We start from the raw sequence: 13,910 nt of genomic DNA on the forward strand, positions 1-13,910 counted from the left end.
TGAAGGCACGCAAAAAAAAGAGGGGATTAATCCGCCAGGCGGTATCCCACTCCTCTAACTGTTGCAATATAGCGCGGGGCTCCCGCATTGTCGCTCAGCTTTTTACGCAAGCTTTTGATATGGACATCCACCACATTGCTGCCGCCCATAAAGTCCGTATCCCAAATCTTGCACATCAGATCCTCACGCGTGCAGACGGCCCCTTCGCTGTCCAGCATCAGCATCAGCAAATGATACTCTGTCTTGGTCAAGTGAATGGGGGTGCTTCCGCGGTGAATGGTCATTTTATCCCGATCAATCGATAAGTCCTTGTACACCAAACCGCGTACAGCTTCCTCTTCTCCAGGCAAACCCGCAGCGGGTGAGAACAATCGAATCGTCCGCTGTACCTGATACATCATCGTATCCTTGGAGCGGGCAGGCCATACCATAAGCTCTTCATCGAGCAGGCTTGAGCCTGCATTGCTCATCAGCTCCTCGCCCACGAGGTACAGAATCGGAATGGAGGATCGTTCGGGAAGCAGAAGCTCCTTCTCCTTGTTGAATGCCGCCATATTCCGGCAGCCCGTCATATCGGCAATGATCAGTCCTGTATTCAGAGCCGATTGCAGGCGCGGTTCCCATTTTCGGAACATCATCACCTCAAAGCAGTTGTCCGTCAGCGTAATGAACATTTCATGAACCCGCCCTGGAGAACGGCTCAATAACGCGGCCCGCAGCGTTGTAGGACAAGCATCGCCAATCGCCATAGCGGCCGTCGGACGAACAAACAGATTGCCGGATTTCCATTCCGGAAACGGATAGACCGTTCCCGGCTCCATCATTTCTTCCGTTTGATTTGGCATTCTGGACACACCCCCCCGAATACGACGTGAGCATGATGGATCACATAGCTGGTTTCGCCAGCCACGGTAGCCGCCCAATCCTCCGGCACCTCCGTCATGACTTCGTCGACTTTTCCGCATACTTCACAAATAATGTGCTGGTGTTCGTCTGTACGGGCATCGTATCGGCTTGCGCTCTCCCCAAGCTTCAACTCTCGGATCACGCTGTTTATCCGTCAGATAACGCAGGGAATTATAAACGGTCCCGTATGCAAGATTATATCCTTTCTCCACCAGTCGGTTCATGATATCCGCAGCTGTCGGATGATCATGCGACTTACCGAAGGACATCGTATACTGCTTGGCGTTGTGTCGTCAGATTTAAAGATCTCAAGGTATTCACCCTTTTAATTTATTTTTAGATCAAGTATAAATCTTATTCATCTCAAGGTCAATATCCGCCGCTGAAAATGCCGCTGGTAATCTTTAAGATTTCTTTAGATTCCGTTAAAAATTCCTTTAGCTTGTATGGATAGACTAGAAACATAGATGTTAATGCAAATAACAGCCAGTTAAAGGAGTCGATATACAGCCATGGAATCCGTTGCCAAGCATCCCTATAAACCTTCATCCACATCCGAACCACCCCGGCAGGAAACAAACAGACGGCAGAGCAATCGGGCAAAACGCCGCAATGGACGCGCCCGTCTCAGTCTGCTGCTTCTGTTGTTTGTCGTTATTCTTATGGCGGTGTACATAACAAGGGTAATTATTCCCCCTTCCATTAAAGCCAGCTCAGCCATCCTGATTCATGCCGAGACGGGCCGGGTGCTCTATGCCCAGCATGCCGATCTTCCACTTCCCCCTGCAAGCATGTCCAAAATGATGACCGAGCTGCTGGTGCTTGATGCTGTCCGTTCCGGACAGCATGCTTGGGACGAGGAGGTATCCATCAGTCGTTACGCTGCAGGAGTGCCGGGTTCGGGTATTGGCATGGTCGAAGGGGAGTCTTACACCCTGACACAATTGTTCCAGGCGCTCATTATTCATTCAGCCAATGATGCCGCGGTGGCCATTGCCGAACATCTAAAAGGGTCGGAGACACAGTTTGTGAAGGAAATGAATGCCCGGGCGAAGGAAATCGGTCTTTCCGACCGTACCGTATTTGCCAATGCTTCGGGGCTGCCTGCTGCCGATCTGGCTTCGTTTGCGGAAGCGGCCACCGAAGGAGAGACCATCATGACCGCCAGAGACTCGGCCATGCTGGCCCGCTGGATCATGAATAAACACCCTGATCTGCTTGAAGTCACCAGCCAACGGGATTTTCCGCTGCCGCAGAAGGACCTTACCCTGCATACCACCAATCTTATGCTGCCAGGCGAAGCGCACGGCTATGTGGGCAATGACGGCTTCAAGACCGGTTATACGAGCTCAGCCGGCTATTGTTTTACCGGTACCGCAGCGCGGGGAGGGAATCGGTTGATCTCTGTCGTGATGGGAACCGAGAGCACGGATCAGCGGTTCACGGAAACCCGGAAGCTGATGAATTACGGCTTCGAGCGTCAAGGCATGTTTTCGAATCTCCTATCCCTCCTTTTTAATTAAATGGCCCTTGACTCATATCCAACCTAAAGACGCATCGGATTGAAATCTAAGCTGTGCGGGCTTATTTTAGGGTACACTGTTTATTAGGAAAGTTTAGACTTTAATGGGTGATTTAATGGAGGATACCGATGAGAAGTGTATTGATTGTAGACGATGATAAAGAAATATCCGGACTGATCTCCATCTATCTGGAGAATGAAGGATACCGCGTTATTCAGGCCCATGACGGGGAAGAAGCGCTGCTGGCCATGGCAACGAACGAAGGCACGGTGGATCTCGTCATCCTGGATGTCATGATGCCCAGGCTGAACGGAATCGACACCTGCCGCAGGATTCGGGAAACCTCGTCCATCCCTATCCTGATGCTGAGCGCCAAGAGCGAGGATATGGATAAGATCCTGGGGCTGATGACGGGCGCCGATGACTATATGATTAAACCCTTCAATCCGCTGGAACTGACCACACGTGTCAAAACACTGCTGCGGCGTTCCACGCAGTACAATACCGAGCTTCAGCAGGGACACACCGACCGCATCCAGATTGACGGACTCGATATCAACCGGACCACACATGAAGTCACCGCCAATGGCAGATCGGTTTCCCTGACGGCAAGGGAATTTGAGATCCTGTACTTGCTGGCCCGTCAACCAGGAAGAATCTTCAGCGCCGAGGATATATTTCAGCAGGTCTGGAAGGAGAAATACTACGTATCCAACAACACGGTCATGGTTCACATCAGCAACCTGCGGGACAAGCTTGAGAAGGAGCTCGGTTACAAGCTGATCCAAACCGTATGGGGCGTCGGGTACAAAATCCATGCGTAAGCTGCAGTGGAAAATCATCATGCTGTTCTTGGTCAGCGGAGGCCTCACCCTGATCATGTTGTTTATCGCTCAGCAGATCATACGATTGATCGGGCGGGATTATTGGCGGGAACCAATGGTAGCCGCTCTCTTTAGTGTGGATCGTCTCCTGGAGAATTTCTTCGGGTTTCCGATTGTTGCAACGATGGTTGGCATTGTACTGTTTATCTGCATTGTACTGCTCCTTAGTCAAGGGACCATTCGTCAAATTAACCAGCTAATGGAGGGAACGAAACGGTTGGCAAAGGGAGAACTGGACCAGGAAATTCTCATCAGATCGAATGACGAGCTGGGCCAAATGGCCAAGCAAATCAATCAAATGGCCAAGCAGCTCAAACTATCACTGGCAGAAGAACGCATGGCGGTACAGTCCAAGAACGAGCTCATTAGCAACGTCTCCCATGATCTGCGCACCCCGCTCACTTCCATCATCGGGTACTTGCGGCTGGTGAAAGAGGATCGTTACAAGGATGAAGTCGAACTCCGTTATTACACCGATATCGCCTACGATAAATCGCTGCGTCTGGGCGGTCTCGTCAGCGATTTGTTTGAATACACCCGCATGGGCTATTCTCCGATCAATCGGGTCGATATTAATTTGGTGGAGCTGCTCGGGCAATTGGCCGTGGATTTTTCATTAACGGGACAGCATGAGAAGGTGCAGGTGGTATTCACGCCCGCTACGGAGAAAATCATGATCTCCTCGGACGGGGATAAACTGATGCGTACCTTCGAGAACCTGCTGTCCAATGCAGTGCGGCATGGGCGGGATGCCGGAAGGGTGGATTTGAGAGTATCCCGGGAACCGAAGGTTGCTATCGTGCAGGTGATCAATTATGGCCCTCCGATCCCTCAGCATGCCATCCCCCACCTGTTCGAGCGATTCTACCGGGCCGACGAATCGCGCACGGATCAAACCGGCGGCTCAGGACTGGGTTTAGCCATCGTGAAAACCATCGTCGACGCCCATCACGGCACGATTCAGGTAACCAGCAGCACGGAACTTACAATGTTCGAAGTCCGACTGCCGCTACAGGCTCCTGAAATTAACAAATAAAACAATTAATATTCGACATACAATTCCATTTTCCGATAAAATAGGGATGAATGTCCTCATCGCCTTGCACTGCTGGTGCAAGCACGTGAAAGGAATGAATCCCTTCTCATGACTAATATCCTGTTCACCAACTTTTGTATATTCGTAACCTTTTTATATTTATCCGGACTGCTGTCCAAAAAATATGTGGCCGGCGTTGTGACTCCCTCCACTACCGTGAAGATCAATGCCGGATTGCTCTTTGGCATCTACGGGATCATTCTGATGTACTATTCTTTTCCGATTGATCCCAGGTTTTTTGCCGATTTGCGGCATTTGGCTATCGTGGTGATTGCCAGCTACTTGGGCTGGCTTCCGTCGTTGATAGCAGGCGTTCTGATTGCACTCGGACGGATGATCCTGTTCGGCATGTCCGCTTCCTCTGCCATTGCGGGTGCCGGCATGCTGCTGATCGGCATGATCTGCGGAACCCTGTCTCGCACGCGTTGGGACCGGTTGACCAAAATGATGATCATGAGTGTATCCAGCATGCTGGTGCTCCTGTTTATTATGTGGATGAATATTCAGAACCACCAAAAAGTGTTTGCCGTCTTTACGCAGCATCTGATTATATCGGTGCTTGCCACCGTTGTCATCTACATGCTGACCGAGTATATCCATACCTCCAATAAATTGTTTCTGCAAATGAAAAAAAACGCGGAGACCGATCATCTGACCAGCCTGCACAATTTGCGCCAGTTTGAGCAGCTGTTGTCCGAGCGCTTTCTCGAAGCCCAGCATTTCAGCGAACGGCTGGGCGTTCTGGTCGTGGACATCGACCATTTCAAAAAAATAAACGACACCTACGGCCACGCGGCCGGAGATGTCGTTTTGCAGCAGCTCAGCAAAGTGCTGAGGGAGCATTCCCGTTCTTTTGACGAAGTGTCCCGCAACGGCGGGGAAGAATTCTCGGTGCTCGTTCCGGAAGCAACCATCGACGAAACGGCTGCGATTGCCGAACGGATCCGGGCCGCAGTAGAACGCCATGTATTCGTCCTTGAAGACGGGACCAGGCTGCGGATCACCGTGTCGATCGGAGCCGCCGTTCATCCGGATACGGTCCGGTCGAAGGATGCCAAGGAGCTGCTCCAGCAAGCGGACCATGAGCTTTACCGCGCCAAGAACAGCGGGCGCAACCGCGTATGCTCCGCCGTAGAAATCAATGACCTGGTCCTCTCTTAGCCTTGATCCGCCTTTAATACCTCTTCGATGACAGACAGCGTATCCGGCGACAGCTTGATGCCGGAAGCCTTCACGTTCTCTTCGACCTGCTCCGGGCGGCTTGCGCCGACAAGCGCACTGGATACGTTGTCCTGACGCAAAATCCAGGCCAGGGCCAATTGGCCGACGGTGATGCCCAGCTCGTCAGCTATGCGCCCGAGCGCCTGCACCTTCTGGAGGCGGTCTTCACTCATTTTGATTCGATCCGCTCCGATCTTGGATGCACGGCTGTTATCCGGCACTTCTTCCCTCGAGGCATACTTGCCCGTCAACAGTCCCTGCGCAAGGGGAGAATAGACTACCTGGCCAATCCCTTTCTTCTCGCCAAGCGGAATGACCTCCTCCTCAATCTTACGCTCAAACATATTATACAGCGGCTGATTCACCACGATGCGGTCCAGCAGATATCGGTCCGCAACAGCCAATGCCGCCTCCATTTGGGCAGCTGTCCACATACTGACTCCTACATAGAGCACCTTGCCTTGCCGAACGAGGTCATCCAGCGCGCGCAGCGTTTCTTCAAGCGGTGTCTCTTCATGGTATCGGTGGCAATAATAAATATCGACATAATCGGTACCAAGCCGTTTCAGACTCGCATCACACTGCTCCTTAATATGTTTGCGGGAAAGCCCCTGATCATTCGGTCCGTCCCCCATCTTGCCGAATACTTTTGTTGCCAGCACATAGGATTCCCTTGGGAATGCCCTCAAGGTTTCACCTACAACCACCTCGGCTGCCCCTTGGGCATACACATTTGCCGTATCAAAAAAGTTGACGCCGAGCCCATACGCCGTCTGAATCGACTTGACTGCATTCTCCCGTTCCACATATCCTCCGTACGTCAGCCAGCTCCCGAGACTGATATCGCTGACCTTCAGCCCGCTTCCGCCCAATCTTCTAAATTCCATATGTGAAACCTCCTTATACAAGATAGATGCTTCCCCATTATTGTAACATCTTCCTGTACGATGGATAGAGTAACCCTGTCTACTGCTTATAACCGGTAGATTTGATTCTTAATTTTACGGTAACATTAAACTTGATATGAGGATAGATCGCCGCCCATTCCTCCATTTCGGTTTTATTATTCCAATGCGTACCCCCGTACCGAAGACCGAAGCCAAGTGGATCCCGGCCTGTTTTCCGGATTTTTTCCAGCACATCGGTTATCGCTTTAGAGAGCTCCTTATTGTATATCCCCTCGATTTTTTTTACTTCTTCCGGTGTCAATAGCTTGATATCCTCCTTCTCCTCCAGCGTGGCTTGAATGCGAACCCGAAAATGGATCGCTTCTTGCCCCTTCGGGCTGGTTACGATCTTATAGCTTGCCCGCGTCCTGTCCGTGTTGACCTCAATCAATTCCCCGTCAACGCGGGTGCCAAAGTTGGTGCTTAGATTCCGAAGATCGAGCAGGTTGAACAGACGGGTCTCATCCTTCGTGAGAATTACCTTAACCTTGGACTTATCCATCAGGGCAACCTTATTGATATTCAGAACATTCTTCTCGCCTACCTCAACGACAGGCATGACAGGATCCTCCCCTACCTCGGTCATTCGGCGGGCAAGATCAAAGGAATAGGTCCTCGTAATAAAAGGGGACTCCGTGCCATCCTCGCTCAGCGCCAGAAAAATAGCGTTACCGGCAATCCGTTCGGTTGGCGGCTCTGCCCTGAGCACCTCCTCCGCCGTCGGGATCGCAACCGCCGGATACATCAGAAGCTGCATGTCCCTCCGGCGGACCGTCCAGTCCTCAATTTTGCTAATATCCCGGCGGGCATAGGCTTCACCGTACATTACGCCTTTGCAATGTCCAAAATCGAGCTCTTTGTCCACTTTGGATTTGACTTGACGAATCGCCTCCGCGATGCTGTCGGACTCCTCGGTAATGAGAAGCGACTTCTCCTCGCCGGTTTTCGGGTCACCCGAAGGGATCGAAATCTTGAAGCTGAAGTTATACAGATCGGGACTTTTCTCCGACACGTCAACACCGATGGATACCACAAAGAGGCGAAGGTCGATATCCCGAAACTCACATCCCGAGAGTGTAAGTGTAAGCATCGAGCAGCACAACACCCAGACCAGCCGACGTTTCAGCATGTTCATGCCCGCTTCCTCCTCCTTCTCCTTCTCCACACGGCGTAGAATAACAGGGCAATTAACAGGAATTCTCCCGCAAACCGAACATCGAGGAAGACAATGGCCATATCATTCAAAGAGTATTGATTGATGGCCATTGAGGATGCAAGGATGATCACGCAAAAAGCAGCAAGCACCCACCATTCCACCTTCCGCTTCTTACGAATGGACTCCGGTTTATCGGACTTCAGCCGAAATCCGCCCAGAATCAATTCCTTGCCCACATGCCAGTGGACAATGGAATTGACGAGGGAAAGGCACATATAGACCACATAGAACACGTAAATCATCCGTTCAATGATGAAGTAGCGGATGCGAAGCGAGTCTACGGTGGAGAAGGCAGGATACACATGCTCCCCTGCTCCCGCTGCTCCAAGCAGTCCGATCGGCGCAAAAATGGATACCGCCAGCGTTAGAATACTTACGATGACGATGGACCAGATATGCTTTACCCTGAACTTGTGGAAGATCCGATTGAAAACCACCATATTGATATATCCGGTATAAATGTAGGTCGCGGCTGCAACCGTCCGGTAATTGGGTATGTCCCACAGATGCGTAATGATCTGCCTGACCGCATCCCAGCTGTAGTAGGGATTACTAAAAACACGCCAAGCCATGTACATAATGATCGGAACGGTCATATAAAGGATCATTTCCAGGGCATACAGGATCGACTCCGAATCCAGCCTTGCACTAAGTGCCACGACAACCAGAAACCCAATCAGCACGATAATGGGCGACACATCCGGGCTGACATACCGGTTGGTAATATCCACAAAACTGACCAGCGTAATGACGCTGGAGAAATACCACCCTAATCCGTACAGAACCAGAAGCACGCCGGATATCCATGCAGGCATCACGGAATTGAAAATTTCCGGCAGTCCTTCGCCAGGAAATTTCTGGATTAGCTTGGTGAAAGTATATAGCAGCAAGGATCCGATAGGGATCGCTATCAGAATGGATATCAAGGCACCGTCAAATCGGTCCTGAATCAGGATCCTGGGCACATAGTTAATCAGGTTGATGGTCGCATTGAGTAGGAAGAGGTAATAAAAATATTTATTTCTAACCACTCTGCTGATCCCCCTTATTGCTCCACTCCACCGCAAACATCTTCAGATAAGGCTTACCGAACGACCGCAGGCTGGTTAAGTACATAATCGTTGCAACGACACCCAGCACAATGCCTACCAGCCCGAAAAAGGTAGCCAGGAGAATGAATATGTACTTGGTCACGCGGATGCCGGAACTCATCATGTTGATCGGAATAACAAAGTTCGTAACCGCCACTGCAGCCACCAAAATAATCATGATATTGCTGACGAGCCCCGCTTCTGTAGCCGCTGTACCCAGTATGAGTCCACCGACCACGCAGGCGGTCTGGCCTATCGCCTTCGGCAGCCGGACACTTGCCTCCGTCAGAAACTCCATCGCCAGAAGCATAAAGATTACTTCGAAGAAGGAGGGATACGGGACGGTGGCCCGGCTGCCCGCAATGAGCAGTGTAATCTGCATTTTGAGTATTTCGGGATTGTAGGAGGTAAAAGCCACATACAGGCTCGGCATGAGGACCGTCACAAACAATGCGATGTACCGGATTCCCTTGAGGAACCATCCGATAGGGGGCAGCTGGATTTTGTCATCCATGGCTGTAAAGAAATCGTTGAAGATCGCCGGAAGCAGAATTGCGTACCCCGTCGAGTCAACAAGGACGGCTACTTTTCCCTGGGAAATATTCATGACCGTCCGGTCCGGCCGCTCGGTCAACATTAACGTTGGGAACAGTCTTAGCTGAGGGTGCATCGTATGCCGCTCAATCTCGGATGCAGACTGGACAATATCTGATTTGAGTTCGGAAAGACGCTTCCTTAATTCCTCCAAAACCGACTCATCGGCTTTGGTCACATCATAGAGGATGATAATCCGGGTCTGGGATATTTTCCCTACCGTCATAAACTCCGATTTCAGATTGGCCGTTTGGTAACGATGGCGTATTAAATTCAAATTCACTTCAATATTCTCGGTAAAGGAGTCATCCGGCCCTTGAATGACATTCTCCGTGCTGGCAGGCTGAATATCGCCTGCATTGATCAACACGGCATCAAACAGGAGCACCCGATCCTGAATGAATACCACGACGCAGCCCCGAAGCATATTGCGCATGAGCTCCGATTCCTCTGCTGGCTCAATCGTTGAAGGGAAGGATCGAATGAATTCTTCGTAAATCTTCAGAGAGTTCAATTCATAAAACCGGTTAATCAGGTCCTCATTCACCACAACGGGATCGCACATGCTCTTGAAATAAAGCAATAACGCGTGATCCTCCTGATTCTTAAGCTCCCGCTCCTCGATATCCCCGACCTTATGGAGCTGCTTCTGCAGCCATTGTTTAGCGTGTGAGGCATTTAGATGTGTCTTATGTGTCTCGCTGCTCATGATAATTCCCCTCGTTTTTCATAGAATTCCGATGATCATGTCGTTTCTCTAGGTTCTGCACAAATGTTCCAAATTATTACGAGTATTCAGAAATTCATGCAAATTCAGGAGAAGGGTAGATTAAGTCGCCATTCACAGCTCGGGCTTCGTTTCTAATCATCCCTCTGTGGTAATAATGGAGACAAGGAGCCTTAAGTTTGAGGATAATGCCTAAAGAAGCCGAGGAGGAATCGGAATGAACCCATCCAATCCATCATATCAAGAGCTGCCGCGATATCCGGAATCGCTGTGGAGAGCGACAACCGAGCTGCCTACTTTTCCCCGTCTGGCCGAAGATATAGAAGCAGACGTTGCCATTGTCGGAGCCGGCATCACCGGGATTACAACCGCCTACCTGCTGGCCAAGGCCGGCAAGGATGTCGTATTGATTGAGGCTGGCCGCATACTGAACGGAGCGACGGGATACACAACAGCCAAGGTAACGGCCCAGCATGGGCTGATCTACCATGAATTGACGAGTCATTTTGGCGAGGAGAACGCCCGGCTCTATTACGAAGGAAACCGGGAAGCGATCGAATTCATACGGAATATCGTTGGCGGGGATGAAGAGAAGTTCGGGCTGAAGCTGGAGGACGCTTATATCTACGCCCAGGAGGACGACAAGTATCTCGCGAAGCTGGAGGACGAAATCAAAGCCTATGAGCAGCTCGGGATTCCGGGAGAATGGCAGGACAGTCTTTCCCTGCCCATGCCGATACGGGGAGCTATCAAGATGCCGGGGCAATACCAATTCCACCCGCTGCAGTATCTAAAGCACCTGACCGAACAGTTTCTCATGCTCGGGGGGCGGATCTATGAAAACACCACCATGGATGAAAAGGCTGAAACCGAAGGACCGATTACACTGCTGACCAAGCGGGGCGGCCACCGCATTACTTGCAACCACGCTGTTTCCGCCTCCCATTTTCCGTTCTATGACGGGAAGGGATTGTTCTTCACACGGCTGCACGTGGAACGCTCCTATGCGATTGCCGTTAAACCTGAGACGGCCTATCCAGGCGGGATGTACCTGAGTGTGGATAAGCCAAAGCGCTCCCTGCGTTCAGCTTCCTATAACGGTGAGGATCTGGTCATTGTCGGCGGGGAGAATCATCCCACGGGACGCAGCATCTGCACCCATCAGCATTATGAGAATCTGGAGCTGTTTGCCGGTAATCTGCTGGGGGCTTCCGCCATTCCCTACCGCTGGTCGACGCAGGATCTGATTACACTGGACAATCTGCCATACATCGGACCAATTACTTCGAAGCATGACCGGATTTATGTTGCGACAGGCTTCCGCAAGTGGGGCATGACAACAGGAACACTGGCCGCGAACATCATCAGTGATCAAATCTTAGGGAAAACGAACCGTTATGCCGACATGTTCAACCCGTCCCGATTCAAGGCAGACCCGAGCATCAAAACATTTGTTGTGCAAAATGCGACGGTTGCCAAAGATTTTGTGGCTGGCAAAGTGGACCTGTCCCATGCCGACATTACCGAACTGAAGATAGGCGAAGGTGCCGTCGTTCGTCATAACGGCCAACGGGCAGGAGCTTACAAGGATGACCAGGGGAATCTGCATCTCGTGGACACGACCTGCACACACCTCGGCTGCGAGGTGGAATGGAACGAGGGCGAGCGCTCCTGGGATTGTCCATGTCACGGGTCCCGATTCCGTTATGATGGCAAGGTGCTGGAAGGCCCGGCCATAGAGCCATTGAAGCAGTTGGACGCTGAGGACTAAATATCATGAGGCTGTAACGCATAAAAAAACGAGGCGGAAACCAAGGGTCCCGCCTCGTTTTTTTACTCTAATTTGGTTATTCGTTTAATAGCGGGCTTCTAAACCGCCTTAATTCCCTAATCAACACCAAAATCATCCTATTTCTGGTATAATCGTAATAAATTCGTTATAGGAGGAATCGCCATGGTGCTTGGCCCTGAATATTTGGATCGCATTAAAGAAGAGGTTTCCGAACGGAAAGCGAAGGAAAAATTAGGCGGCATCCAGCAGCATGGCCTGATCCGTGATTTTTTAATGACCCTCGCTGCAGCAGGCGCTTTCATTGTGGTGGCTGCCATCTTTGGTTTCATTCTGCATCACATTCGATATTAGATCACACCTGCCGTCCAATCAAAAAAGACACCCTCGCGGGTGCCTGTGGACATGTGATTGCGGAAGGCAGTGGATATGGGCTGGCCCAAGCTAAGCGATTTCCGGGGCCAGCTCGTCCCGGTAGGCCTCGAGCGACCGGTCTACGATGACACGAATGAAAGCCGGATCAATATCCTGGATCCACGGCATCGCATTATTCCAGGCATTTTCCTCGATTTGCAGCGCAATCTGCTTCTGATCCCATTCATCGATCGTTCCATCCATCCGGTCACACAGTTCCGTGAGTTTCAGGTCCATCGAATGGCCCAGCTCATGGGCAAACACCACCGCATAATAAGCATTAAACGACTCAAGTGATCCAAACAGCTGAAGACACTGCTGGCGTATGACCTCGGTATACATCGTCACACGATGTGAATGCATCACGTATTTCCCGCCGATTAACCGGCCCCCTGGAAAATACGTATCCATCTCCACGGTGACACTGCTGCCCGACCGACGTAGAAGCTCTTGCGTAATTCGGTTCAGTTCGGACTTATTCAATGATGATCATGGCTCCCTTTAAAGATATAAACATCATTATAAAAGAACCATATGAAAATGCAATATCAAATATGCCTGCCGACTCACTCTCCCCCGACCAAAAACCTTAAGCCGCGGGGCCTGACAGACACGTCAGCCGGGGCCTCCATATAGACCTCACCATCCGTATCGGCCTTCATGGGCTTTGCCGTGGTCAGCTTGACCGAAGCGGCCTTCACATACTCTATGCTCTCATTGGCCGGCTTCCACTCCCCTTCGACCTTGCGGCTTAACAGTTCTTTTAACAGCGGAAGTCCGGCTTCACGGATAATCAGCACATCCAGTAAACCATCACAGAGCGAATCGAGCGTAAAGGGAAGCGGACGAGTCCCGAGGTAACGGCCATTCGAAATGTAGATCATGACGGCCTCGCCTTCGCTGGTATGTCCGTCATATTCCAGACTGTAAGAGAAGGGTTCAGCAGCACGTACGGTTTGCAGCATGCTGATAAAATAACTCAATTTGCCCAGTTTCCCTTTCAAATCCGGATTGATATTCTCCGACGTGTCCGTAATGAGGCCCACTCCGAAAAAATTCGTGAACACCCGGCCTTGAGCCATGCCGATATCCAATTCCCGAACATGTCCCTTCATTAATTCGTCAGCCGCGAGCGCAAGCTCCACCGGCAGATTCATGGAGCGGGCAAAATCATTGCAAGTGCCCACAGGCAAAATCCCTACGAGCGGCGGATGATCCAGCGTTGCAATGCCATTAACACACTCATGGACCGAGCCGTCCCCGCCCATAATGAGAATGAGATCGTATGTCCCGCCTTGATCCCTGCACACTGCCTCCCCCTCGCCAGGCTTAAAGGTCTGATACAACACCAGCTCCTTCACGTTCTTCGCCAATACTGGAATTACCGCCGCCAGCTGCTGCAGCGTTTCCTGCTGGCCTGCGTTCTGGTTGTACACCAGCAATGCCCGACTATACATCATTCCATGACCCCCCTCATATCCGTACCGGAATGTCTTGCTTCT

13 protein-coding genes and 1 pseudogene are annotated in these 13,910 nt (G+C 51.1%); 6 read left to right on the top strand and 8 right to left on the bottom strand.

The window, feature by feature from the left end:
* Positions 1-26: 26 nt before the first annotated feature.
* Both PVOR_RS00105 and PVOR_RS00110 read right to left on the bottom strand, forming a co-directional pair.
* Positions 27-845 carry a winged helix-turn-helix domain-containing protein gene (locus PVOR_RS00105; protein WP_006207006.1) on the bottom strand — a complete coding sequence of 273 codons (819 nt, stop codon included), beginning with the start codon at positions 843-845 and terminating at the stop codon, positions 27-29.
* A pseudogene (locus PVOR_RS00110) lies at positions 821-1,218 on the bottom strand (Fur family transcriptional regulator). Before PVOR_RS00110 ends, PVOR_RS00105 begins: the two are co-directional and overlap by 25 nt.
* 200 nt (positions 1,219-1,418) lie before the next feature.
* On the opposite strand from PVOR_RS00110, the gene PVOR_RS00115 reads away from it, so the two are divergent.
* From PVOR_RS00115 to PVOR_RS00130, 4 genes are all read left to right on the top strand, one after another.
* Positions 1,419-2,429: a D-alanyl-D-alanine carboxypeptidase family protein gene (locus PVOR_RS00115; protein ID WP_006207009.1), complete on the top strand. Its 1,011-nt coding sequence runs from the start codon at positions 1,419-1,421 to the stop codon at positions 2,427-2,429.
* 128 nt (positions 2,430-2,557) lie between these two features.
* Entirely contained in the window at positions 2,558-3,253 is a 696-nt protein-coding gene (locus tag PVOR_RS00120) for a response regulator transcription factor (protein ID WP_006207010.1), read from the top strand.
* Positions 3,246-4,349 (top strand): sensor histidine kinase, encoded by a 1,104-nt coding sequence (locus PVOR_RS00125; protein WP_006207011.1) that lies wholly within the window; start codon positions 3,246-3,248, stop codon positions 4,347-4,349. Before PVOR_RS00120 ends, PVOR_RS00125 begins: the two co-directional genes overlap by 8 nt.
* Before the next feature lie 108 nt (positions 4,350-4,457).
* A complete protein-coding gene (locus tag PVOR_RS00130; RefSeq protein WP_006207012.1) occupies positions 4,458-5,570 on the top strand; it encodes a GGDEF domain-containing protein in 1,113 nt (370 codons plus the stop codon).
* On the opposite strand, the gene PVOR_RS00135 is transcribed toward PVOR_RS00130, so the two are convergent.
* The 4 genes from PVOR_RS00135 to PVOR_RS00150 form a co-directional block, all read right to left on the bottom strand.
* The gene (locus PVOR_RS00135) at positions 5,567-6,517 is read right to left on the bottom strand and encodes an aldo/keto reductase family protein (protein ID WP_006207013.1); all 951 of its coding nucleotides are present in this window, start codon (positions 6,515-6,517) and stop codon (positions 5,567-5,569) included. The genes PVOR_RS00130 and PVOR_RS00135 overlap by 4 nt on opposite strands.
* A 79-nt stretch (positions 6,518-6,596) precedes the next feature.
* Entirely contained in the window at positions 6,597-7,712 is a 1,116-nt protein-coding gene (locus PVOR_RS00140) for a Ger(x)C family spore germination protein (RefSeq protein WP_006207014.1), read from the bottom strand.
* Positions 7,709-8,824, bottom strand: a complete 1,116-nt coding sequence (locus tag PVOR_RS00145; RefSeq protein WP_006207015.1) for a GerAB/ArcD/ProY family transporter — start codon at positions 8,822-8,824, stop codon at positions 7,709-7,711. The genes PVOR_RS00140 and PVOR_RS00145 overlap by 4 nt, the downstream gene beginning before the upstream one ends.
* Entirely contained in the window at positions 8,817-10,187 is a 1,371-nt protein-coding gene (locus PVOR_RS00150) for a spore germination protein (protein WP_006207016.1), read from the bottom strand. Before PVOR_RS00150 ends, PVOR_RS00145 begins: the two co-directional genes overlap by 8 nt.
* Positions 10,188-10,422: 235 nt before the next feature.
* Here PVOR_RS00150 and PVOR_RS00155 point away from each other — a divergent pair, with 235 nt between their 5' ends.
* A complete protein-coding gene (locus tag PVOR_RS00155) occupies positions 10,423-11,976 on the top strand; it encodes an FAD-dependent oxidoreductase (protein ID WP_006207017.1) in 1,554 nt (517 codons plus the stop codon).
* A gap of 183 nt (positions 11,977-12,159) precedes the next feature.
* Positions 12,160-12,348, top strand: a complete 189-nt coding sequence (locus PVOR_RS00160) for a hypothetical protein (RefSeq protein WP_006207018.1) — start codon at positions 12,160-12,162, stop codon at positions 12,346-12,348.
* Positions 12,349-12,438: 90 nt separating this feature from the next.
* Here the strand turns inward: PVOR_RS00160 and PVOR_RS00165 are convergent, their stop codons facing one another.
* Both PVOR_RS00165 and PVOR_RS00170 read right to left on the bottom strand, forming a co-directional pair.
* A complete protein-coding gene (locus PVOR_RS00165) occupies positions 12,439-12,891 on the bottom strand; it encodes a hypothetical protein (RefSeq protein ID WP_006207019.1) in 453 nt (150 codons plus the stop codon).
* Positions 12,892-12,974: 83 nt separating this feature from the next.
* The gene (locus tag PVOR_RS00170) at positions 12,975-13,868 is read right to left on the bottom strand and encodes a diacylglycerol/lipid kinase family protein (protein ID WP_006207020.1); all 894 of its coding nucleotides are present in this window, start codon (positions 13,866-13,868) and stop codon (positions 12,975-12,977) included.
* Positions 13,869-13,910: the final 42 nt, after the last annotated feature.

Origin of the sequence: Paenibacillus vortex V453 (assembly GCF_000193415.1) — a bacterium.
Lineage (GTDB): Bacteria > Bacillota > Bacilli > Paenibacillales > Paenibacillaceae > Paenibacillus_AQ > Paenibacillus_AQ glucanolyticus.

Bases quoted from the DNA above. Each gene is read 5' to 3' on its own strand.
- PVOR_RS00120 (WP_006207010.1), top strand. From the start codon at position 2,558: ATGAGAAGTGTATTGATTGTAGACGATGATAAAGAAATATCCGGACTG.
- PVOR_RS00150 (WP_006207016.1), bottom strand. From the start codon at position 10,187: ATGAGCAGCGAGACACATAAGACACATCTAAATGCCTCACACGCTAAA.
- PVOR_RS00135 (WP_006207013.1), bottom strand. From the start codon at position 6,517: ATGGAATTTAGAAGATTGGGCGGAAGCGGGCTGAAGGTCAGCGATATC.
- PVOR_RS00125 (WP_006207011.1), top strand. From the start codon at position 3,246: ATGCGTAAGCTGCAGTGGAAAATCATCATGCTGTTCTTGGTCAGCGGA.
- PVOR_RS00130 (WP_006207012.1), top strand. From the start codon at position 4,458: ATGACTAATATCCTGTTCACCAACTTTTGTATATTCGTAACCTTTTTA.
- PVOR_RS00155 (WP_006207017.1), top strand. From the start codon at position 10,423: ATGAACCCATCCAATCCATCATATCAAGAGCTGCCGCGATATCCGGAA.
- PVOR_RS00105 (WP_006207006.1), bottom strand. From the start codon at position 845: ATGCCAAATCAAACGGAAGAAATGATGGAGCCGGGAACGGTCTATCCG.
- PVOR_RS00140 (WP_006207014.1), bottom strand. From the start codon at position 7,712: ATGAACATGCTGAAACGTCGGCTGGTCTGGGTGTTGTGCTGCTCGATG.
- PVOR_RS00115 (WP_006207009.1), top strand. From the start codon at position 1,419: ATGGAATCCGTTGCCAAGCATCCCTATAAACCTTCATCCACATCCGAA.
- PVOR_RS00160 (WP_006207018.1), top strand. From the start codon at position 12,160: ATGGTGCTTGGCCCTGAATATTTGGATCGCATTAAAGAAGAGGTTTCC.
- PVOR_RS00170 (WP_006207020.1), bottom strand. From the start codon at position 13,868: ATGATGTATAGTCGGGCATTGCTGGTGTACAACCAGAACGCAGGCCAG.